The organism is Methanocella sp. MCL-LM, from assembly GCF_049676595.1.
GTDB lineage: Archaea > Halobacteriota > Methanocellia > Methanocellales > Methanocellaceae > Methanocella_A.
Genome location: NZ_CP187259.1, coordinates 864,774 through 887,942, shown reverse-complemented (window position 1 = coordinate 887,942; position 23,169 = coordinate 864,774). Strand labels below are relative to the sequence as shown.

Annotated in this window: 20 protein-coding genes; 7 read left to right on the top strand and 13 right to left on the bottom strand. The window is 54.6% G+C overall.

The genetic code is table 11. From position 1 onward, the window contains the following. Positions 1-8: 8 nt before the first annotated feature. The 8 genes from ACPLPM_RS04430 to ACPLPM_RS04395 all read right to left on the bottom strand — a co-directional run bounded on the left by ACPLPM_RS04430 (position 9) and on the right by ACPLPM_RS04395 (position 9,104). Complete coding sequence (locus tag ACPLPM_RS04430; RefSeq protein WP_424359034.1) at positions 9-536, bottom strand: biotin transporter BioY; 528 nt, start codon at positions 534-536, stop codon at positions 9-11. A 60-nt stretch (positions 537-596) separates the two neighbouring features. Next, entirely contained in the window at positions 597-1,985 is a 1,389-nt protein-coding gene (locus ACPLPM_RS04425; protein ID WP_424359033.1) for an RCC1 domain-containing protein, read from the bottom strand. A 1,117-nt stretch (positions 1,986-3,102) separates the two neighbouring features. Then, entirely contained in the window at positions 3,103-4,062 is a 960-nt protein-coding gene (locus ACPLPM_RS04420) for a biotin--[acetyl-CoA-carboxylase] ligase (RefSeq protein WP_424359032.1), read from the bottom strand. A gap of 252 nt (positions 4,063-4,314) precedes the next feature. Then, positions 4,315-4,890, bottom strand: a complete 576-nt coding sequence (locus ACPLPM_RS04415) for a hypothetical protein (protein ID WP_424359031.1) — start codon at positions 4,888-4,890, stop codon at positions 4,315-4,317. 237 nt (positions 4,891-5,127) lie between these two features. Next, positions 5,128-6,441: a nickel-dependent lactate racemase gene (gene larA / locus ACPLPM_RS04410; RefSeq protein WP_424359030.1), complete on the bottom strand. Its 1,314-nt coding sequence runs from the start codon at positions 6,439-6,441 to the stop codon at positions 5,128-5,130. A 48-nt stretch (positions 6,442-6,489) separates the two neighbouring features. Beyond that, on the bottom strand, positions 6,490-6,666 hold the full coding sequence (locus ACPLPM_RS04405; RefSeq protein WP_424359029.1) for a hypothetical protein: 177 nt from the start codon (positions 6,664-6,666) through the stop codon (positions 6,490-6,492). Positions 6,667-6,684: 18 nt separating this feature from the next. Continuing rightward, positions 6,685-7,731: a (Fe-S)-binding protein gene (locus tag ACPLPM_RS04400; RefSeq protein ID WP_424359028.1), complete on the bottom strand. Its 1,047-nt coding sequence runs from the start codon at positions 7,729-7,731 to the stop codon at positions 6,685-6,687. Between the two features lie 2 nt (positions 7,732-7,733). Next, positions 7,734-9,104, bottom strand: coding sequence for an FAD-binding oxidoreductase (locus ACPLPM_RS04395; RefSeq protein ID WP_424360034.1), 1,371 nt, complete (start codon positions 9,102-9,104; stop codon positions 7,734-7,736). 400 nt (positions 9,105-9,504) lie between these two features. Here ACPLPM_RS04395 and ACPLPM_RS04390 point away from each other — a divergent pair, with 400 nt between their 5' ends. The 5 genes from ACPLPM_RS04390 (at position 9,505) to pyrG (ending at position 15,639) form a co-directional block, all read left to right on the top strand. Then, positions 9,505-12,057 carry an ABC transporter substrate binding protein gene (locus tag ACPLPM_RS04390; RefSeq protein WP_424359027.1) on the top strand — a complete coding sequence of 851 codons (2,553 nt, stop codon included), beginning with the start codon at positions 9,505-9,507 and terminating at the stop codon, positions 12,055-12,057. A 233-nt stretch (positions 12,058-12,290) separates the two neighbouring features. After that, complete coding sequence (locus tag ACPLPM_RS04385; RefSeq protein WP_424359026.1) at positions 12,291-13,298, top strand: adenylosuccinate synthetase; 1,008 nt, start codon at positions 12,291-12,293, stop codon at positions 13,296-13,298. 4 nt (positions 13,299-13,302) lie between these two features. After that, complete coding sequence (locus ACPLPM_RS04380) at positions 13,303-13,482, top strand: methytransferase partner Trm112 (protein WP_424359025.1); 180 nt, start codon at positions 13,303-13,305, stop codon at positions 13,480-13,482. 13 nt (positions 13,483-13,495) lie between these two features. After that, positions 13,496-13,927, top strand: coding sequence for a hypothetical protein (locus ACPLPM_RS04375; protein ID WP_424359024.1), 432 nt, complete (start codon positions 13,496-13,498; stop codon positions 13,925-13,927). A 134-nt stretch (positions 13,928-14,061) separates the two neighbouring features. Beyond that, positions 14,062-15,639, top strand: coding sequence for a glutamine hydrolyzing CTP synthase (gene pyrG, locus ACPLPM_RS04370; protein ID WP_424359023.1), 1,578 nt, complete (start codon positions 14,062-14,064; stop codon positions 15,637-15,639). Between the two features lie 85 nt (positions 15,640-15,724). Here the strand turns inward: pyrG and ACPLPM_RS04365 are convergent, their stop codons facing one another. The 4 genes from ACPLPM_RS04365 to ACPLPM_RS04350 are packed head-to-tail and all read right to left on the bottom strand — an operon-like array spanning position 15,725 to position 20,257. Then, on the bottom strand, positions 15,725-17,098 hold the full coding sequence (locus tag ACPLPM_RS04365; RefSeq protein WP_424359022.1) for an RCC1 domain-containing protein: 1,374 nt from the start codon (positions 17,096-17,098) through the stop codon (positions 15,725-15,727). Between the two features lie 31 nt (positions 17,099-17,129). Then, positions 17,130-18,620 (bottom strand): RCC1 domain-containing protein, encoded by a 1,491-nt coding sequence (locus ACPLPM_RS04360; protein WP_424359021.1) that lies wholly within the window; start codon positions 18,618-18,620, stop codon positions 17,130-17,132. Next, a complete protein-coding gene (locus ACPLPM_RS04355; protein ID WP_424359020.1) occupies positions 18,621-19,421 on the bottom strand; it encodes an ABC transporter permease in 801 nt (266 codons plus the stop codon). Then, positions 19,418-20,257 carry an ABC transporter permease gene (locus tag ACPLPM_RS04350; protein ID WP_424360033.1) on the bottom strand — a complete coding sequence of 280 codons (840 nt, stop codon included), beginning with the start codon at positions 20,255-20,257 and terminating at the stop codon, positions 19,418-19,420. Before ACPLPM_RS04350 ends, ACPLPM_RS04355 begins: the two co-directional genes overlap by 4 nt. 745 nt (positions 20,258-21,002) lie before the next feature. Here ACPLPM_RS04350 and ACPLPM_RS04345 point away from each other — a divergent pair. Beyond that, complete coding sequence (locus tag ACPLPM_RS04345; RefSeq protein WP_424359019.1) at positions 21,003-21,329, top strand: archaellum operon transcriptional activator EarA family protein; 327 nt, start codon at positions 21,003-21,005, stop codon at positions 21,327-21,329. 65 nt (positions 21,330-21,394) lie between these two features. On the opposite strand, the gene ACPLPM_RS04340 is transcribed toward ACPLPM_RS04345, so the two are convergent. Next, complete coding sequence (locus ACPLPM_RS04340) at positions 21,395-21,835, bottom strand: tellurite resistance TerB family protein (RefSeq protein WP_424359018.1); 441 nt, start codon at positions 21,833-21,835, stop codon at positions 21,395-21,397. Positions 21,836-22,180: 345 nt separating this feature from the next. On the opposite strand from ACPLPM_RS04340, the gene ACPLPM_RS04335 reads away from it, so the two are divergent. Next, positions 22,181-23,161: a DUF128 domain-containing protein gene (locus ACPLPM_RS04335; protein ID WP_424359017.1), complete on the top strand. Its 981-nt coding sequence runs from the start codon at positions 22,181-22,183 to the stop codon at positions 23,159-23,161. Positions 23,162-23,169 lie beyond the last annotated feature (8 nt).

Here is a 23,169-nt window from a genome sequence, read left to right as displayed (position 1 = left end):
GCGGGTCCCTACAACTGTATCTTTTTGGCGATGTATGCGCCGATCAGTACCTTCAGGATGTCTGTCGGCACGAACACGAGAGCCCCGACAAGAACGGCTTTATCGAGCGGTAAGCCTGTGATGATAGCCAGCTGAGCTACCCCAAAAAGGTCTATGATGACTATACCGATCGCCAAAGCAAGGCAATACCACCAGTAGCCGGGCTTTTCCTTCATCTTAACTATCAAACCGATGGCTATGGCTGCGAGAACGAACCCGATCAGGTATCCCCCGCTCGGCCCGAAGAGCACGCCCAGGCCGGACTGGCCCCGGGAGAAGACCGGCAGGCCGATCAGCCCCAGCAAAACGTAGACGATCATGGACAGGGCGCCGAAGTACGGGCCCAGAACAGCTCCGGAAAGGATGGTGAACAATGTCTGCAAGGTCACCGACACGTAGGGCAGGGGTATGGCAATCCAGCTGCCCACCCCGGTCAGGGCGGCGAAGAGCGCCGCGTAGACCATCTTTTTAACAGAGTAACCCTGCTTCTCCGGCATATGATTGTAAACCTCAAAAAAATTAATGGTTTACAAATATTTAAAGATTACCGGCCATGATCATCTTCTTCCTGCGAGCAGGTAAGCTCCCAGGAGGGCTGCTAAGACCAGCGCAAAGCCCGGGGTCGGAGCCGGCGTAGGCGTGGGCGTCGGTGTAGCCGTCGGAGTAGGAGTTGCAGGCACAGGAGTGGGCGTAGCGGGGCTCCACCAGGGTGCCAGCGAAGGGAACCATGGCTCTGGCGTGTACCGATCTGTCCTCGTACCGTCGCCCAGCTGGCCGTACTGGTTCTGGCCCCAGACCCAGACGTTGCCGTAGACATCTATGGCCATGCAGCCCGTCGGAGTGGCATAGATCTTCTTGATGTCATACAGCCCTGCCACCTGCGTAGGTTCCGGATGCCTCGCGGTGTCCGTCTTTCCGTTGCCAATGACACCGTTGCCATTGTAGCCCCATACCCATACGGTCCCGTCGTACTTGAGCGCGAGCGAGTAGCGATCGCTGGCCGCAATGGCTTTGACGTTCTTCAGGGGGCCGGATTTTACCGGAACTATACTGTTGTTAGCGATGCTGTCGCCCAGCTGGCCGTAGTCGTTGCCGCCCCAGGCCCACACTGTGCCATCTTCCATCAGCGCCAGAGTATGGTATTCTCCCGCTGCGACCTCGGTTACCCCGTTAATCTTGACCTTCACAGGCTTGTTGCTGCTAACCCGGGTACCGTCGCCCAGCTGGCCGAAGATGTTGTCACCCCAGGCGTAAACTTCCATGCCGTAAGTGGCGACTGAATGCCTGCCACCGGCAGCTACTGACCGGATGCCCTGGATGCCCGTGACCACGGCAGGCTCGGCTGTCAAGGCCTTACTGCCGTTGCCCAGCTGCCCGTAGCTGTTGTCACCCCAGCTCCAGACTGTGCCATCGCCTTTAAGCACCAGCACATGCCCTTCGCCTGCGTCGACATAGGCTACGTTAGTTACGTTGGGAACCTGGGAAAACACCGCAGGGTCAGCCCGGTTACGCTTGCCCAGCTGGACGGCATCGTTATTACCCGATGCCCATACTGTGCCGTCCTTTTTGAGGATGACAGTATAGCCGAGGCCGCTGTCGATAGTCGAGACGCCGGTCAGGTTGCCGCCGAAGTCATCCGCGTAATTCTTGACGAGGACCGGGACAAACCGATCGATGTACGTACCGTCTCCCAGCTGGCCGTTGTTATTGTTTCCCCACGCCCAGAGGGAGCCGTCGCTTTTGATCACGAAACCGCATTCATCCCCCGGAAAAACTGCGGACGGAGGCGCATCGGTGACAGCGGCCATCGCCGGAGTTAACAACAGAGTACCTAAAACCAGCACCAGAGCAAGTTTCTTCCACCACAAGGCAACCACTGGCTTAACGTCTGCTGTCGGGGTAATAAAGGTTGCGCAGCCGGAGATGAACGCTGCGCTGGCCACCATTCCGGGTACACGCAAAAGATTGCCCGTGTGCTCTTGAACGTGGACTAACGCTGGGCTGTGCCTACTACAGAATTTTCAGATACCCGCAGGAGGTTGCTTACGAGCCTGTGAACGTAGACGAACGCTGCGCTGTGCCAGGATCACAGATTACGACAGATTCGACTGATTGCACAGATGCTAATCGATAACAAAAAAGGAAATGGTTCGCTGTACTCCCTATTTTAAAAGAAATCTGTGGCATCCAGTATCCTCATGTTTCCTCTCTAATCCTTTGTGCAGGTTTATTATTGAGGGAAATTCCACTGGATAAGCTGGAACTCCAAAAACGCCAAATCGCCAAATCGCCAAATCGCCACTGGATACTACATATGGAGAGTGTCCATAGTTTTCTGTAAATTCTGGATCGACCCCTGTGCTTCAAGGCTATCGATATAGAATTTACAGCAAATTAGAGACACTCCCTACATAATTCAATTAATAATGTATGGCGTTTTGGCGGGTTGGCGTTTTGGCGTTTTTGGTGACTGGTTATGCTTGGCGGGTTGGCGTTTTGGCGGTTTGGCGTTTTTGAAAACTGACTATGCCTGGCGGTTAGGCGGTTTCACTTTATTGACCTATATCAGAGCAAGCACTATTTGACTACGCACGGGGATACTGGCAATCTGTCAAATCTGGATTCCATGAAAATTTTGGGGTCGGAGAGGTGTTGAGAGGTCTGCGGGGAGGTCGGGGAGTCACCGGGAGTACGGGAGGACTTTCAAACTGGGAGGTCCGGGAGGTCGGGAGGTCTGAGAGAAGGTGGTAGAGTACCCGGAGGCAAAAGAGGATTAACCCATTATGGTAATCCTCTCAAACCTTTCCAAACTCCCTATCCCCTCTCTAAACTCTTAACCTCTCAAACCTCCCAGCTTGAAAACTCTCCCCGGCCTCCCGGGAACCCCCCGACCCCCAATTTTTCATTTCCGCTACTTGAAAACCCAGCTTTCATGACCGAATCAATCTGTGATCCTGGCACAGCGCAGCGATCGTATTGCTATCTCAGAAAGCCCGTGCAATCAGCTAAAGCACAGCGCAGCGATCGTATTGAGAAGATAATAAAGGTAGAAAAGTTATAGTTTTACTGTTTCAGGCTCCGAAGATGATTGCAGTCCCCGGAGACGATCTTGCGCACGTTCCCGTCGGGCAGCTTCACGAGGAGGGAGCCTGCGTCGTCCACGTCCTGCGCGATGCCCCGGATAGTCTCCCCCTGGTAGGTGACTTCCACCGGCCTGCCCAGGGTGTCGGAGTACCTGCGCCAGTTCCAGAGGATCGGGGTAAAGCCCTCGTCCCGTAGAGTGATATAGTCTTCCTCGAGCTCTTCGAGGATGCTCTGAGCCAGTTTCAGCCGGTCGACCTTGCGGCCCAGCTCTGATCTGACGGTGGTTGCGGTGTCGAGAGGGACATCGTTGTTGACATTGATGCCCATCCCCAGTATGACGAAGTTGACCACGTCGGTCTCGGCGCTCATCTCGGTCAGGATGCCGCAGATCTTCTTGCCGTTGACCAGCACGTCGTTAGGCCACTTGATCACGGCTTCCAGGCCCAGTTCCCGGAGCGCCTTGGTCACCGACACTGCGGCCATCAATGTGATGCTTGCCGCGTGCATGGGGTCAATCCCGGGCTTGAGCACGACGGACATCCAGATGCCTCCCTGCCGGGTGACCCACTTTCTGCCCAGCCGGCCTTTACCCCTGTTCTGGGTTTCCGCGATGACGACCGTGCCCTCGTCGATCCCCCTCTCCGCCATCTGCCTGGCCACGATGTTGGTGGAGCCCGTTACGTTAAAATGGACGACTTTACGCCCGATCAGCTGGTTCTGCAGGCCGTACTGGACTTCGAAAGGATAGAGCCTGTCAGGGATGCCTGTAAGCTTGTAGCCTCTGTTCTGGTGAGATTCGATCTCGTACCCGTCCCGCATGAGCGCTTGGACCTGCTTCCAGATCGCAGCCCGGGAAACGCCCAGCGCATCTGCCATCTGCTCCCCGGAAACGTAGTCGCCTTTCTCCCTGAGAAGTCGCAGGATCTCATCCTTGGCCATACAGATATAAAAGAGCCTTCTGCGGTGATATATTTAGCGGACTGCTGAAAAGGCGCAGGGGCTGGCAAAGCGATGGAAAAAGTAGGCCGCGCCGGATCGGGAGGCGGGGTCTGTCGGACCCATGCATTGAGTGCCTGCGCACCCCCACTATCCGGCACAATGGAGTTATCGAATAGCGGCACCTCAATCAGGGGCATTGCAGGCCGGGCGAGCTGCCAGCTATTCGTTGGCTATCAGGTTAGTCAGCCTAACTTACCGGACTTTGTCGTCGCGAACTTTCTCGACGACGGGGCAGCCGCAGTCACCGCAGTTGATGTCAAAGCAGTTGAGCTTGGCGTTGACCTGCGGAAGCGCGATTGTCGCCTGCGGAGCCAGGTTGATGGTCGGGAACTCCGGCTTGATGACCGGGGACACGAGGTCTACCCGCTCGGGCACAGTGTTCACAACAGGGCATCCGAGGTTGACGATAGGTCCCTCGAAAGTGGTCAGTCTCTCCTCGCAGGTGCACTCGGGGCACACGCCGCAGTCACCATCGCAGGTGCTCAGAGTGTTGAGCGGGCACGCGTCGATGCCGCTGATCAGGCCGGTTGCCTGAAGGTCCGCATCGGTGGCCAGCGCCTCAGCGTTGATGCCGTCGAGGACCGGGAACCCGAACGCGTCAGCCGAAGCCGCGGCAAAAGCCTGCTGCTGGAGCGCTTCTGCTACCGCGGTTCCGTCTACTGCTGTCACCGGGACGCTGGTAGAATCTGAGCTTGCCATGGCTGTGCCCGTCGACAGGATCAACAGGACACTGGCAATGGCCAGCGCTATTAATACTTTTACCCTCATCTTCAATACCCTCCATATTTGAGAAAAGGTTTGCATGCCAGAATAAATAGCTTATACGGGAAAAGGGCACTATTTTACAGAGAGGGCACTTCTTATAGCATTATAGTCCTTCTTGAAAGGTATTATACAGTCGGGCAGTGTCCACGACCTGCCCGGCTGTATGAAACCTTTCACAAAGGACTATCATACGGGTAAAACTAAAAAAATAAGGGGATTTGATGGCCGTACTGCCAGCGATCAGGCTGACTTCGGCAGCATCATACCACCATATGGCGATACGAGCACCTTCGCATTCGGGCCGTGTTTCTTCAGGGCGGCGTCAAGCGCCTCCTGCGGTGTCTTTACCGGCTGCAGGAACATTTTGCGCACAGTCTCGTCGGGGATCTTCGAGACAAGGCAAATCTCGCACTTCTGGGCCGTGCGGGCGATGACCGATGCCTTATGGCCCCCGAGCTCGAACTTTTTGTCCATGCGGGCCGCCTGTTCATCGAGGGTAGTGGCCTCGTCGACCCAGCACGCGAACACGTCGTTACCCAGGCACTCTTCGCACTCGGCCACCATGATCATCGTGCCGCCCTGTTTCACCACGTGCTTGGCGTTGTCCATCGCCTTCTGGGCCTGGTACATGTTGATGTCCTTGGGGTAGCCGCCCGCACTGGTGATCACGATATCCGCGGTCGGAACTTTCACGCTGTACATCCGGTCCACGTACTCGATGCCTTTGCGGTGTGCCTGAATGGGGTCGCCCGCCACCACGGTCACGATCTCCTTCCGGCTGTTGAGCACCACGTCGAGCAGGAAGCCGGGCTTTACCATCGAATAGACCTCGTCGATCTCCACCCGGATAGGGCTGTCCATCCGGCCGGTCTCAGCCTTCGGGCTGCGCATCATCTCGTGGTTATTCTGGATGGTGTCGTGGCTCGAGCAGCCGGGCAGTATGGCCTTGACGCCGCCCGAGTAGCCGGCAAAGTAGTGGTACTCAATGTTGCCCGTACAAACGACAAAGCTGGCATCCACGATTTCCCGGAAAACCTCGATGCGGTGGCCGAACGAGGAAGTGCCGACGTACTTCGCGTCATACTTATCCTGGTCGATACACCGGACCCGCCCGTAGGACTGGCCCAGCAGCGCCTTATGCTCTTCAGGAGTGCTCTTGCGGTGGCTGCCCAGGGCTACAACAATCGTGATGTTACTATCCGGGACGCCGCCGGCGTTGAGCTCGTCGAGCAGCATGGGTAAGAATTTGTAGGAAGGTACGGGCCGGGTGACGTCGCTGATTATGACGACTACCCTGTAGTCGTCGACTACCCTGTAGTCGTCGACTACCCTGTAGTCGTCGACTACCTTGTAGTCGTCGACTACCTTCATGCCGGCCTTCACTTTATCCCTGAGCTTCGGGGAGCCGATGGGGTTTTCCAGCGCCCGGTGGATCTCCGCGGCCTCGTCTGGCACGCCCGCCAGTTCCTCGGGGAGAATAACGCCTGCCAGGTTTTCGTCGGGTATGTCGACATCAAAGTGACCCTTACCATATTTGAGTGTGATTGTTGTCATCTCTCTACTACCTCTATCAATCAGTATGTCAGCCAGTATCCCTGCAGCTCAGTCATCGCTACTACTGTCATCGCTACCGCCGTCGTCTCCCCCGCCATCGTCCCGGTCGCCGGGCTCTTCTGAACGGACAATATCGTCCCGGTAGTCGGTATCGTAGTCGTCCGGATAGTTATCTGTGTCCTGTTGCGTGCTTTTCTTTCGCCTGAAAAAGTTTAACAATCCCATGTTTGTACATCCTGCTGCTTACTTCTGGCTGATCGACTTCAGGATCAGGTCGCAGATGTCGATAACCTTCCCGCCCGCATCCTCGAGGTTGGAGTTGCACATAGGACAGGCGGTCACGATGTAATCCGTTCCTGCAGGCACCTCGTTCAGCCGCTTCGCGGCGACTTTCTGCGCCAGGTCTTTATAGCCTCTGCGCACTCCGCCGCCTCCGCCGCAGCACCGGGCGTCCTGCTTCGAGGAGGCCATCTCGGTGAAGCTGCCGATCCTCCTGATGAGCAACCGGGGCTCCTCGTAGACTTTCATGCACCGGCCGAGGTGGCAGGGGTCGTGGTAGGTCAGCTTCAGGGGCAGCGGCTTCAGGCCGAGCTCGTCCACTTTGCGGGCGAGGAACTGGGTGATGTGCAGGACTTCCACGTCGAGGCCGTAGCTCTCTTTGAGCGTCTTATAGCATCCCGCACAGCTCGTCACGATGGTCTTCGCGCCGCTCTGCTCGATCTGCCGGATGTTGTGCTCGATGGTAGCAGGCTTGCCACCCAGCCTCAGTAACGGTGATCCGCAGCAGCGCTCGTCCTCGAGAAGCTTCGCCCCGAACCGGCTCAGCAGCGAGAAAGCCGCCCGGGCTTCCGCCTGTTTCCGGTAGGACATCAGGCACCCGGCGAAGTAGATCAGGTCAGACTTGCCGGTGGAACCAGCGGGAGCCCACGCAGACCTCGAGCTCGAATCGCCGAGCGGGTTGCCGAATTTCTCGATGTTATCGGCTACCGTGCAGTAGTAGGGTGGTACTGTGCCGGCCCTGACCAGTTCCTGCCGGGCGGCCTCGACAACCTCGTCGGGCTTTGCCCCGGAGGGGCAGGTTGAGGAGCACATGGCACAGGTCAGGCAAGTATAGAAGGAATTTTTCATCGCCTCGGAGGGCTGCACATCCTCGGCCAGCGCCCGGGCCAGCAGCATCCTGCCTCTGGCGTTGGTGGACTCCCAGCCCAGCTCCTCGTTGACCGGGCACAGTGCCCTGCACCGGCCGCAACGGGTACACTTCAGGATATCGTCGATGTGGTCCTTGATCATTTTTACATCCCCATCTTGCCCGGGTTCATGATGCCGTCGGGATCTATCGCGCGCTTGATCGCCTTCATGACCTCATAACTCTTCCCGTGCGCCCTGGTCATATAGCTGCCGCGTATGACCCCGGTGCCGTGCTCGCCCGGCAGGGTGCCGCCCAGCGAAAGCACTACGTCGTAGATGTCGTCCTTGATCGCGTGCACCTTCTTCCACTCTTCCTCGCTCCGCGTGTCGATCGCGATGCCGGTGTGCAGGTTGCCGTCGCCGATGTGGCCGTAGGTGACAAGGGGCATGCCATGCTTCCTGCCGATCTCCTGGATGGTCTTCAGCATGAACGGGACGTGCTTGATAGGGACGCCGATGTCCTCCGCCTCGTAGACCCGGACCTTGCCGGGATTGAGCTTCGTCACGGCTACCCCGACGAGCCTCCGGGCCGACCACAGCCGCTCCTCCTCGTTCTTGTCCTTCGCCACCACGGTGCGGCCGCCGCACTTCTCGCAGGCTGCTACTACGCCCTGCACCTGCCTTGCCACGCCTTCTTTGTACCCGTCGACCTCGAAGAGCAGCATTGCCTCTACATCCGGTATGTCCAGAGACGGGTCTATCTTCTTGACTGCCTGGATGGCGCTGGCGTCCATGATCTCCATGGCTGCCGGGATGACCCCGGACGAGAGGGTGGTAACTGCCGCCCTGCCAGCGTCCTCGATCCTGTCGAAGCAGGCCATCAGGATGGCCTTGGTCTCCGGCAGCGGGTACAGCTTGAGCCGGGCTTTGGTGATGATGCCGAGAGTGCCCTCGCTGCCGACGAACAGCCTCGTGAGATCGTAGCCCGACGAGGATTTCGGGGCGTTGCAGCCGGTGTGGATGATATCGCCGTTCGGCAGCACGACTTCCAGGTCGAGGACGTAGTCCTTGACCGTACCGTACTTGACCGAGTGCATGCCGCTGCCGCCGTTGGCGATGAGGCCGCCGACGGTGCACATGTCGCTGCTGCCCGGGTCGGGCGGGAAGAAGAAGCCGTGCTTCACGAGCTCCTTGTTCAGGGCCTTGTGGATGACGCCGGGCTCGATGAGCACCTGCAGGTTGTCGATTTCGACCTCGAGGATGCGGTTCATGCTGGCCATATCCAGCACGATGCCGCCTTTGACGGGGACGGAGCCCCCGGTTAGCCCGCTGGCCGAGCCCCGGGGCACGATGGGCACCTTATGCTTAGAAGCGACCTTGACGATCGCAGAAATCTCCTCGGCGGTCTGCGGCCTGACCACGTAGTCGGCGCTGCCGCGGATGTACGACGAATCAAAAGAATAACAGTAAAGCTCGGCCGGATCGTCCGTGACCCGGTCCTTCCCCAGGATAGCCCTTAGCTCCTCAATAATCATGCCGGCACCAGAAAGCAGCCGCAGGTATTCGATTGCAGACTGCACGTGGAGGTATCACTATTATTAAAGATATAAATTTGTTGATCACAAGAGCTGAAGTACGAACCTGCCGGAAGGGAAACTCTCGCGGTGGAACAGGCAGCTGGAAGTGAAGCTGTACATGCCGATCGTACCACAATATAGGGCCGGTCTGCAGGAAATTTCCTCGGTCTGCTATGCGGCTTTCAAGATTATAAGAGAAGGCTTATCAGCCTTAACGATAAACGGGGAAACATTAGCCTGTCAGTAAACATATAAGCGTTAACTAAATAAATTGTATATAATACCCCATTTCAGCACTGATTTCCAATTATACCCCATATATAACCGGTAAAATACATACCTGGTGGATGTATCTGTCATGTCCAGCGCACGGGCAAAGTGCCAGCGTATCTGCTTAGCATTCCTCCTGATCATCCTTTTTTCCCCGTGCTTAATCCATCCGGCAGCCGCACAGCCTGAGAAAAAAACAGTGCTGTTCCTCAATTCCTACAACACCGGCATGGTCTTTTCCGACGAGGAGTACCGGGGCCTGCAGGACAGCCTGAAGCCTCTGGGCACCGAGGTCGATCTAAGGGTAGAGTACATGGACTGCAAGATGATCTCGGACGAAGAGCACCTGCAAAACCTGTACACAGTGTACAAGCACAAATACTCGAACGTCAGGATCGACGTGATCGTCGCCGCCGACAACTTCGCCTTCGACTTTATCAGGCAGTACCACGATGAGCTGTTCCCCGGAGTGCCGGTGGTTTTCTGCGGCGTCAACTATTTTACCGGGGACATGCTCGACGGTCACCAGTACATGACTGGCGTCGTGGAGGACTACGACGTCCGGAGCACGCTGAGCCTCGCCTTTGATCAGTTCCCGAAGACGAAACATGTCTACGTCATCCACGACGAGACGAGCACGGGTATGGCGATGCACCGGCAGGTCTCGGACCATATCCCCGAATTCATGGATAGAGCGGACTTTATCTTCCTGTCCAACGTCACCCTCGACGAGCTGCTGGACAGGGTAAAAAACCTGCCCGCTGACAGCATTGTCTTGCTGGAAGCGTTTAACCTGGACAGCGCGGGAAACGTGTACACCTACGAAGAGATCGGTGACCTGCTGGCCGCTAACACGAACGTCCCCATGTACAGTAACGCCGAGATGTACTTAGGCCACGGCATCATCGGGGGTAAGATTACTGCGGGCTACCAGCAGGGGCTAATCGCCGGTAACATGGCCCGGCAGATCATCGACGGAACGCCTCCCTCCGCCATTCCCGTAGTAGAGAAGAGTCCGAACGTCTACATCTTCGACTACGACGAGCTCCAGGAGTACGGTATTGCGGAAGCATCGCTGCCCTCGGGCAGCATAGTCCTTAACAAGCCGGCCCAGGTCGTCGAGGTCTGGGTTTTATACGTGGCAATCTCGATCATCGTGAGCATGTGCTGCGTAATCGGCCTACTCATATTTTCGATCAGGGGCCGGCGGAAGGTCGAGGCGGTGCTCAGGCAGAACATCGCCGAGCGCAAGCTTGCCCAGGAACAGCAGGAAGAGTCCAGGAACTACCTAAACAGTATTATCAACGCAGTACTGGATCCGATCTTCGTCAAAAACAGCAGGCACGAGTTTGTTTTGATCAACGACGCGATGTGCGACTTTATCGGGCACCGGCGGGAGGAACTGATCGGTAAGACCGACTACGACATCTTCCCGAAAAGCCAGGCAGATGTCTTCCGGGAAAAGGACGACATGGTCCTCGAGACCGGGAAGGAGAATACCAACGAAGAGGTCATCACGGGCTCGAATGGGGAGATACGCACCATATCGACGAAAAAGCGCCTGTACATGGATAAGACGGGGGAGCGGTTCGTCGTCGGGATCGTAAGGGACGTAACAGAGAGAAAAGCCGCCGAAGAGGCGCTGCAGGAGAGCGAGGAAAAGTTCCGGGTACTGGCCGAAACCTCGCCTGTGGCCATCGCCCTGTACCAGGGCGAGCGGCACATCTATAACAACCCGGCCCACGTGAAGCTGGCAGGCTACTCCCGGCAGGAACTGCTGGACATGCGCTTCTGGGACTGGATTCACCCGGACTACCGGGAGATGGTCAGGGAACGCGGTCTGAACCGGCAGAATGGAGAGGAAGACATGTCCGGCTACGAGATGAAAGTTCTCACCAGGGACGGCCGGGAACGGTGGGTATTCCTCACCGCAGGCCCGATCGTGTACCAGGGCAAGCCTGCCGGCATCGCGACACTGGTAGATATCACGGAGCGCAAACAGGCAGAAGAAACCTTGATGGCGTCGCTGCGGGAAAAAGAGGTACTGCTCAAGGAGGTTCACCACCGGGTCAAGAATAACCTGCAGATCGTGTCCAGTCTCCTGAACCTGCAGAGCAATTCGATAAGAGACGAGAAAACCCGGGCTGTGTTTCAGGAGAGCCAGAACCGCATCCGCTCGATGGCGCTGATCCACGAGAAGCTCTACAGGTCGGACGACCTGTCCAGAGTGGACTTCGGCGACTACCTCAGAAGCCTCGCGACGGACCTGTACAGGGTATCGGCAGACCCGTCGAAGATCAGGCTCTCTCTGGAGTGCGAAGAAATCCTGCTGAGCATCGACACGTCGATCGCCTGCGGCCTGATCGTCAACGAGCTGATCACAAACTCTTTCAAGCACGGTTTCCCCGGCGGCAGAGAAGGGCAGGTGATTGTAAGCCTGCACCGGACTGCCGAGGGATACGTGACCTTCACGGTCAGCGACGACGGTATAGGTCTGCCCGAAGGGTTTACAGTCGAGAACGCGCCCACTTTAGGCCTGCAGCTGGTGACCACGCTCGTGGAGCAGCTCGAGGGCAGGCTGGAAGTCGATTCTGGCAGCGGGGCCACATTCAGAGTCACCTTCAAAGATTATCCAGAGTAAGCCCCTGAAAGACTATGCCGAGCGCCGGCCGTATTGTATCGATCGAAACCCTAAACTTTCGTCGATTGACGATACCTTGTTCAGGTTCTGCATGATAATATGGGACTGTATCGAATGTTCCTTATTTTTGTACTAATGGCCCCTGGTTTGACCGCGCCAGGCCAATCTTTCGACCAGTGAATAGCAATCTTTTTAACGAATAGCCTTGATAGATATGCTGGAGAGAAATTTTAATGGTCACTACGATTGTCGTAGGCGGATTCTTCGGCGACGAAGGCAAAGGTAAGATCGTCGCTCACATCGCCTACACCGATCACCCGTCCATTATCGCCCGCGGCGGAGTCGGGCCGAACGCCGGTCACACGGTCATCAAGGACGGAGTGAAGCACGGGGTCAGAATGATCCCCTCGGGTTTTATTTACGATAATGCAAGACTTCTCATAGGCGCCGGAGTACTCGTTGACCCGGTTGTGCTGGACAAGGAAGTCTCGTTGCTTAACGCCGGCAGCAGGCTGGGTGTCGATTACAGGTGCTCGATCATCGAAGCGAAGCACATCGAAGAGGATAAAGGCACGGAGCGCCTGGCCAAGAAGATCGGCACTACCGGAACGGGCTGCGGCCCGGCCAACAAGGAGCGGGTCATGCGCAGCGCCTTGCAGGCGAAGGATGTTCCGGCTCTCAAGAGCTACCTCACCGACGTCGCAAAGGAGTGCAACGATGCGATTGACCGCGGGGAGAGCATCATCATCGAAGGTTCGCAGGGCTTCGGCATCTCACTATTCTATGGCACTTATCCGTTCGTCACTTCCAAGGATACTTCAGCCTCCCAGCTCGCGGCGGACGTGGGTGTAGGCCCGACGAGGATCGACGAGGTAGTCGTGGTTTTCAAGGCCTTCCCGACCAGGGTCGGGGAAGGGCCGTTCCCCACCGAAATGACGAAAGACGATGCCCAGGAAAGGGGAATCGCAGAGTTCGGCACTGTCACAGGCAGGGCCCGCCGCATCGGCTACTGGGACCCCGAGATGGCAAGATACTCGGCCATGATCAACGGCGCCACCCAGGCGGCGATCACCGGCCTCGACCGGATCGACCCCGCCTGCAAGGGCGTCACCGACTGGGACAAGCTGCCGGACAAGGTCAAGGACTTCATCCGCCAGGCAGAGAAGGACGTGGGAATTCCCTTCACTCTGCTCTCCACAGGGCCGAGCCTGGACGAGATCATCGACCTCAGGAAGAGGTAATCGCGTGAAGAAGGACCTGATGAAGATCCTGTGCTGCCCCGTCTGCAAGGGAGACCTGGAGCTGCAGGTTACTAAAGAGGAGGGTGCCGAAGTGATCGAAGGAACGCTCTACTGCAAGAAGTGCAATGAGAGCTACCCCATCCAGGACGGCATACCTAACCTGCTTCCTCCCGAACTGCGCTGAATCAGGTGAGAGCATGGGCCGAGGAGAGGACTACGCATCTTTTGAAGGCGACGACGACAGCGGCGGCGCTGTCTCGTTCAGCGAAAGCTCCTCTTCCGGAGGCGACTCCATGTCGCCGGAAATGCTGGCACGTGCCGGCAGCAGCGGCAGCAGCCCAAGGAGAAAGCACAGCAGGGGCGGCATGGCGGCCAAAGCCGGCCACAGCAGCAGCCAGAGCCACTCCCGCGGGCGCTCGAAGGGCTTCCGGTTCAACCCGGGCTCTCTGCGGGAAGCCGCCGGCTCGATGCTGACGGTAGCCGTGGCAGGCGTGGTGGTCTGCGCCATAATATTATACTTCACTTTTATACAGGCCGTCATCCCCCAGTTCTATGGCGCGCTGGGAGCTGCGATAGTTATTATGTTTTTACTCTGTTTTGTTGCAGCCCGTCTGTTAGGCACTGAGTAATTGGACCAGCCCGGCCTTTCAGGCCGCATACTCTATACCCCCGCTCTCTGGCCGCGAAGCGGCCCGCCGATAGGTTTATGAGTAACTATATCACTAAGACGACACAATAATTTCAGGATATACTGGTGATTTTGATGAAGTACGTGGTCGTTACAGGCGGTGTCATGAGTGGTCTGGGAAAAGGTATTACTGCAGCCTCTACGGGCAGAATCCTCAAGAACAAGGGCTACAACGTGACGGCGATCAAGATCGATCCGTACATCAACATCGACGCGGGCACCATGAGCCCCTTCCAGCACGGCGAAGTCTACGTCCTGAAGGACGGCGGGGAAGCGGATCTCGATTTAGGTAACTACGAGCGCTTTATCGACATCAACCTCACTTCAGACCACAACATCACCACGGGTAAGATTTACAAGGCGGTCATCGAGAAAGAGCGCAGAGGCGACTACCTGGGCAAGACCGTCCAGATCATTCCCCACATCACCAACGAGATCAAGGAGCGTATAAGGCGGAGCGCCCGGGACAGCGGCGCCGATATCTGCCTGGTCGAAGTGGGCGGCACCGTGGGCGACATCGAGAGCATGCCGTTCCTGGAGGCCATCAGGCAGATGCTCGCCGAAGAGAAGGAAGAGGACTTCAGCCTCATCCACGTCACCCTCGTGCCCATGGACACCATGGGCGACCAGAAGACCAAGCCGACCCAGCACTCGGTTAAGGAATTAAGAGAGCTGGGCCTCAAGCCGGACATCATCGTGGGCCGGTGCAAGAAGCCCCTAGAAAAGTCCACCAAGAGCAAGATTTCCCTGTTCTGCGACGTGCCCGAGGCCGCCGTCATCAGCGCCCACGACGCGGACGACATTTACCAGGTGCCCCTCCAGATGGAGCACGAAGGCCTGTCCGACTACCTCATGAAGCGCATGAACCTGGCGATCAAAGACGATAACCAGTCCTGGGCCCAGATGGTCCACAAGCTGGAATCGGCGGACAGGATCGTCAACGTGGCCATCGTCAGCAAGTACGGCGTCGAGGACGTCTACTTGAGCGTGAAAGAGGCGCTGAAGCACGCCGGCACCGCCATGGGCTGCAAGGTCAACATCAAGTGGATCGAGTCCGAAGACGTGGAAAAAGCCGCGGACGTGTCCCAGTACTTCAAGGACATCGACGGCATCTTAGTCCCGGGCGGCTTCGGCATCAGGGGTGTCGAAGGCAACATCAAGGCCATCCAGTACGCCAGGGAAAAGAACGTGCCCTACTTAGGATTATGCTTCGGCTTCCAGCTGGCAGTCATCGAGTTCGCCAGGCACGTGGCCGGCTTCCCGGACGCCACCAGCAGTGAACTATCCGCATCGGGCACCCACGTCATCGACTTACTGCCGGAGCAGAAGGACATCAAGAAGATGGGCGGCACCATGAGGCTCGGCGAGTTATCCGCGTGGGTCAAAGACAACACCCTCGCCCACAAGCTCTACGGCTCCACCAAGATCTGCGAGCGCCACAGGCACAGGTATGAGGTCAACCCCGACCTGATCGACACCATCGAGCACCACGGCCTCGTATTCTCGGCCAAGAACGACAACAGGATGGAGATCGCTGAATTGCCGAAGCACAAGTTCTTCCTCGGCACCCAGTTCCACCCGGAGTTCCGGTCCAGGCCCGAGAGGCCTTCTCCGCCCTTCCTCGGGTTCGTCCAGGCCATGCTGAGAAAATAGCTTTATACAGGGTCTCCAAGGTTGTACAAACCGAGGAGGCTACCGGGCCATTTATAAAAGATCCTCTACAGCTTCGGCGCTATTTTTAATGATCGCGCTTTCGAAGATAACCGGAGATAGTGGTTATCATAGCGAGGGCTCCAATCGCCGATAATACCTCGAATCCGGACGTAGTCTGGCTTCCACCCACAGTTTGCCCAGAGGATACGTTCATAGTTTTATTTAATAAGGTATTTCGATCGAAGATAACTTTACGGGGCACGGAACTATAGGGATAGTCATCAACGAACCTGTTACCTCTTTCCCCGTTACCAAGTTGACCATAGGTGTTTGACCCCCAGGCCCATACACCCCCATCTTCATCCAGAGCCATACTGTTGTAACCTTTAGCGCTTATAGCTTTGATTCTGGGCAGATTAAGCTTGACCGGAGCATACCGGTTTGTAGTAGTGCCATCCCCAAGCTGGCCGTACCGATTCGAACCCCAGCTCCACACTGCACCGGTATCGTCAAGGGCTAATACGTGATAATCTCCAGTAATGATCTGAGTAATGCTATGCACACCAGGAATAATCGCGGGATAATAGGTTTCACTATAGTCTGAAGTCCCGAGCTCCCCATGACTATTACTTCCCCATCCCCATACCATCCCGTCATCTTTCAGGATAACTGCAAAACCATGACCTATTGATGCTGAACTAGCCTGCCCAATCCCATCGATCGGAATTGGAACTGCCGTTCCTTGCTGTCCAATCAATTGCCCGTAGTTACGTTTTCCATAGGCCCCTAGAAGGTAAACGTTCGTTGACCCCCATACCCAGACTCGGCCATCCCTTGTCAAAGCTATCACATTGTAGGGTCCGCATGAGATTGATGTAACATTTTCAAGATAACTAATACGATCTGGATTGGTTCTGCTGATCGAAGGGAGTAATTCTTCAGTACAGGTGATATTCGTGCCATTGCCGAGCTGGCCGTAATAATGGTTGCCCCAAGTCCATACAGTATTATCGTCAGTTAACACGGCAACAAACTCGTTACCAACTGACAATGCCGTCACATTGGGTATGCTCCGAATGGCGCCTGGAGTAGAGTATGACAAAGACATAGAGTTATCGAAGTCTCTACCGAGCGTTCCGAAAATCCCGGTACCCCAGGTCCATAGTGTATGGTTTCTATCGAGTGCTACACAAAAATGACCTCCTGAACACATGCTCTCGATACCGGAGACATTTTTAACTATGACAGGATAGGCCACATAGAGAGACTCGGGGTTAGAATTATTTCCGATCGATCCGCTCTCGCCCGCAAAATTCGATCCCCAGTACCACAATGTGCCGTTCGCATCCAGCGCCATACTAGAGGTGGGGCCCTGCTGGATCGCGGTTATCACAGGATCGGTGGCGAATGCTGATCCTGGCAGTGATAACGATAGGCATAGTAGAGTTACAGTTGCCATAAGGATACCGCGTATACGAGATGGTAGCATATCAAGCTCCCCGATACCTTTGCGCTATGAGGGATAATCCGATCGCTGAGACGATAGCCAGTGAGGCGGTCGTGTAACCAAATCCCGACATAGGATTTGCCCCGGTTGGACTTTGGATTACTGTAGATGTTGCTGTCGCAGGTTGCGAGGTTACGTTCGTCGGCGATGCCGCGGGGGTTTCTATTTGTACCTGTGCGGTGACCACAGCAGGGTCGGGCGTCATATCAGTTGTGTTAGCTGAGATACCACTAGTAGTGACCTTTGTAGGTGCAGACACACTCGTACGATCACTTGTCGCTATATCGCCGAGCTGACCGTTGTTATTTAATCCCCAAGCCCAGACAGACATGCTGTTATCGATGGCGTAGTTCGAATAACCGCTCACAAATAGATGGCTCACACCTGAGATTCCGGAAACTTGTACTGGCGAGCAGATATTGCCTGGCGTAGAAATACCTGAAGCGTAGAACTGATTCCAGCCCCAGGCCCAGAGAGTTCCGTCATCTGCAAGTACCACGGAGTATGGGCCAGAAGCAATGTCAATGATTCTAGGTAAACCTTGGACGGCGGTAGGTGTGAGGGTATAGTATGCCTCGTCATCTTTGCCAAGGCCAAGGGCATCGAACTTATTTTCCCCCCAGGACCAGACAGTGCCATCTTTCTTTAGAACCAATGCATTAAACGAGCCGCCGTAGCCTGCTACTTTAATGGCATCGTCTACATGGGCTACGAGTACAGGAGTAGACGTATACTCCGTATCTTTATGCTGATCCCACCACTCGCCCAGCTGAGGGTTTGTAGTTCCCCATCCCCAGATAGTCCCATCAGACTTCAGCGCCAGGTGATCACCGGCTATCGCGATAGAGATTATATGATCAAGCCCGGTAACTTGACATGGATACGGTCTGTTTTGCGTATCATAGCCAGGCGAACCTGCAGGAATATCTATGGGCTTGCCATCCCCGGCTTCTCCGTGAGCATTCGGTCCCCACGACCATACTGTGCCATCAGTCTTGAGAGCCATGGCGTTAGAGAAAGCGGATTTCACCTCTTTGACTCCGGTGAATCCAGAAATCTGCGCAGGGGAAGATCTAGAAGCTGTATCTGCGCTGCCAAGGCCTAGCTGCCCGCGGGAATTGTCACCCCAAGCCCACACGGTGCCGTCGTCTTTGACTGCCAGGGAAAAGTAGCTACCCGCTGCCACGGATACGGCGTTGGTTAACCCTTTTACCTGCACCGGATGAGATATATAACCCATGCTGGTCTCGCCGTTTCCCAATTCTCCTCTCGAGTTGTCACCCCAAGCCCACACGGTACCATCGCTCGCGATGGCAAGTGTATGAGTAAAGCTCGGAGAAAAGGTGGAAAACGCTCCGGGTTGATCAGCTGTGCTCGCTGAAGACGGCACACTGGTCAGAAGTAACGCAAGGACAACAGCTGTACAGCAATATTTTAACAATACTATCCAGTTAGTTAGTCCTATTTTTAACATCTATTCATCCTCCCTACAAAAGACATAGAAAGACAGTGACATGAATGCGAGTAATGCGATTACCATGGCGACGATATATTGCGAAGCGTTATCCAACCAGACTAGATACGGCGAGTCAGTTAAGAATAAGTTGATATTTCCTGGACCTATCGCGGTAAAAAAGAGAATCCGTTGATTAAGGTAGATAAAGCCTCCGAGCAGATCAAGGATAGTGCCATGAAGGCTGACCTGCCACTCGAAAAAGAATAGGGACCCCACGCAGATCAGTGTGCCTAACAGATTTTTAACGAGTACCCCGATGGCCATAGTAATCGCGGCCGTGAGTGCGCAATTCAGGAAAAGCATCAAGACATATGTACAAATCCTTATTATCGCTTCGGATGCTGATTCAGGCCCACCGAAAAAGATCAGTAGCATAGCCACGCCAAATAGCACACAGAAAGCTGCAATCATCAAGATTAAGGCCAGCATACCAAGATACTTGCCTGCCAGCACATCCCTTTTGTACAAAGGTTTTGTTAGTAGTACACGTATGCTATTAGTAGACCGATCACCTCCGATAGCCATTACCCCTATAAACGCTGACAGTGCAGATAAAAATATAGAATTATTGTAAAAAGCATTCCCAAGGCCCGGGATCAGGAAAGGGTCATGGCCCAGGTTTACATCGGAGATAAATGCTGCCGCAGACATCCCATTTATGGCAGACAGGGCAAGCACTATACAGACCAAGAGAATGATGATCGGCTGGCGAACTAACCGGGACAGCTCATTTTTTGCGATTAAGATAATCTGGCTCACTGGATATCCCTCCTCATAAATAGGATGTAGCTAAACGTGGTTAAAATGATAATCAGAAGCGAGAGCTTTGCGAACTCCAGCCAGCAGCTATTGATGATCTGAGTGAGACTCGCGTTAAAGCTAAAAAGCCCGCCCGAGATCACTTGTACAGAAGTCCACCAGGGCGTGAGGCTAGCGATCCAACTTAATGCATCCTGATCGTTAAGACCGATCAAAGTACCTACCTGTGCTGTAAATACCGCATTTGGCATCAGAACAGTGATGAATAGATAGGCAACTACGATAGCGAGCAGTGCGGCGGTATTATCGGGGATAAGAATCCTCAGTAAAATTGCAATTGAAAAGAGGACCATCGGATACAATAGAGTAAAGAATAGGATTAGTGGCAAACGGATAAATATTTCTGGTAGTGCGGGGACAATTGCGCCTCCGAATAATACAGCCAATATAGCAATATAGATTGCAGTGGTCAGGCAAAAAATACAAAGAAGGAAACACATACATCCGACGAGCTTAGCATTAAGAATAGTATCCCTGTGTACGGGCTTGACGATCAACGTATTTAATGCCCTGCCCGAAAATTCGTCGGTCATAGAAGAGAATCCGACTAAGAGCGCCACAACACCCCCATAAAGAGATAACATGTTGGACAGATCAACGAGGGATCCTGACACGATTCGCCATGACTCAAGATCGCCTGAATATGAGTCGTTAATATCAAATATATAAATAACAATATTGATCAAGAAAAAGAAAAGGGTAACATAAACATATTTATTACTTAATAAGTTACTGAATTCATTTTTTACGATTAGAAAAAAATTCATGTCTACCACCAAAAAATAAAAATATAAATGTTTAATATATATAGTTATATACACTGGCCGAATACGAGTTTATAAACGGGTTAGAGTTAGCGCTGTATTTATGGCTCTGTACGAAAGGTATATTACCAGATGGACTTGCTAACACGTTTACACTTGTCGTCACACTTTTTGCGGTGGCCAAGTAGGTTATTTGTCCCTGCGACTTGTGGTAGGTAGACGTAATACCCGAGCTGAGGTCACTGCCGTCAATTCCGCAATACACGGTTGAGTCCGTTGCGTCGTTATTATACAGAGTATTACCCCACGATAACGTGTTGCCTTGAGAGACATCGGTCGTAGAGGACGAACCAGAATTTAACTGTACACTGAATCCGTTGTTTACCTGTGTTCCTATACTATTCAGAGATGCATATGCCGGGGCGGTTGTCATTATCAACATAGCCCCCAGCACCATTGGTATTAAGTATTTAAACCGCATAGATTCAATCCTCCTTTAGGGAGTACTGCAGGGCATGAAGGACTTGTACACGAACTTCATGCCTCTGCACAAAAGGCTCTTCCTTTTGCAAACAAGCCTATACAGTATATATATAAAAAAAATATGAACCTACACTATATGACGGTTGTAAACGGAATACTGTGCAGAGAAATTCCTATACCATATGATGAATTTTAATCGAAATATGCATAGTTGAGCATATTTACCGATTATTAGAAAATATTAATATACTAGGACTTGTTTTAAATCAAGGCAATGCATGAGAACACTGAGCCCAGCAGCCTGATGACTATCAAGATCGTGTTCGAAAGCGAAGTCAAGATGAGAGTACTGTTCTTCCTGGCCTATGATAGTTCGCGGGAATGGTGTGCCTACGATATTGCTGGTGTGGTAAACTCGTCATACGAGAATGTGATTGGCGTTCTCTGCGGTAAAAAGGGGAGGTATAAAAGGGTGAAATCTCTCCTGTATCTTGGACTCGTGACCAGGAAGAAGAAAAAGGTGGGAAAACGCTGGCTGTATTTTTATAAAGTGACACCGGAGGGCGCAGAGATAGCCGAAACTCAGAGAAGTTACCTATGATCGGCTATACAGAAAAATTAGAGGGGATCGGTGATCCCCGTAGTAGGATTTGTAGCCCTTAGAGTTTAGCCCCTGTTCTTGATGACCAGGACTTCGGTGATCTTGAGGGCCTGGGCGTCGGGGATCTCGAGGGCTTTCTGGAGCTCTTCGAGCAGCTTCTTCTCTTCGTCGGCCACGGTGCCGTCTGCGAGCATGAGGTCGGCTGCGACTGCGAAGGCGGTCTCCTTCATCGGGACGTCAAGGGTTTCCCTGGCGGCGGCGATGATGGGGGCGGGGCCCTGCTTCTTGAGGATGTTCATGACCTTGTCGAGGACAGCCTTCATCTGCTTCTCGCTGGAGCCCTGGTAGAGCTTCATGCGGTTCAGGATGGTGACGATGCTGAGCATCTCTTCCTGGCTGATGGAGCCGTCGGACGCGACGGTGGCGAAAAGAATACCTGTGAATGCTTCCTGGGCGTTCAGCTTCTCGGGCTGGCTGCCTCCGAAAACTTTGTCGAATAATCCCATATGCATAACTCCTGCGGACAGGCCTGGAAAAGGGATTCCGGCCTGACGGTGGCAGGCCATTACCATCTTTTTGGGTATATACTTATTGCTGACAGAGCACAGACAACCTGGCGAACGCTGCACCCGTCGCTACACTTATATCTGATATTCCCCTATCACCATAGCGGTGAAGTTATCGTAGCCCGGCTCAGGCTAGCTCTGGCAGCCATTGCCACTATGGCCGGGCGAAAGGTGGCAACCTCGGTTAGCTATGGGAGTCATCCCGGCCGGCCGGCCCGCTTAGTTGCTGCAAACAGCAAAAATTTAAGGTGGCAGGTATAATGATGAAGGAAAGGATGTTCAAGGATGCCTGATGCGGAGACACAGCGCAAGCTCATCGAGATTTTGAGGATTCTGAGCGAGTCCACTGATGAGATGGGCGCAAGGAAAATTGCCGAGGAAATGAACAGGAGGGGCTACAACCTGGGCGAGCGGGCGGTCCGGTACCATTTGCGGATGCTGGACGAGCGGGGCTTTACCAGGAAGCACGGCTACCTGGGCAGAGTGTTGACCGCCACGGGCGAGGAAGAGCTTAACCAGGCGCTGGTTACCGACCGCATCGGCTTCGTCTCCACGAGAATTAAGGAAATCGAGCTGATGATCACCTACGATCCGGCTACCAACACGGGAGATGTCGCTGTCAACATCTGCTACATCCCCAAGGACCGGTTCGAGGAGGCCCTCAAGACGATCAAGAGCGTGATCGCGGCTGGTTATGCGATCAGCCCCAAAATTAAGATCGCCGACGAGGGTGAAGAGATCCTCGAGAATGACGTACCCCCGGGCAGCGTCGCCTTTGCCAGTACCTGCAGCATCACGCTGGACGGCGTACTCCTGAAGTACGGCATACCGGTCAACCTGAAGTACGGCGGCATCCTGCGGGTGCAGGACGGCCAGGTGCGCCGGTTCACCGATGTGATCGACTACAGTGGCACCTCCATCAACCCCATGAGCGTCTTCACATCCAGGAAGATGACATCCGTGAACCAGGTCATCGAAACGGGCACGGGAGGCGTGCTGGCCAACGTCAGGGAAATACCGATTGCCGCAGTGGACAAAGCCCAGCAGTTGATGGACCAGATGAAGGCTGCCGAGTTCCTGGGCGTAGTCTCCCGGTGCGAGCCGGTCAGGCCGCTGCTCGGAGTACCTATCGAGCTGGGCAAGTGTGGCATCGTAGAGTACTCAGGCATCAACCCGTTCGCCGCCTTCGGCGAGCTGGGCATCAAGACGAGGATCCTGCCCCTGGCAGCCGTGATGAACATCCGGGACCTGAAAAAGCTGGAGTGAGTAAGTAC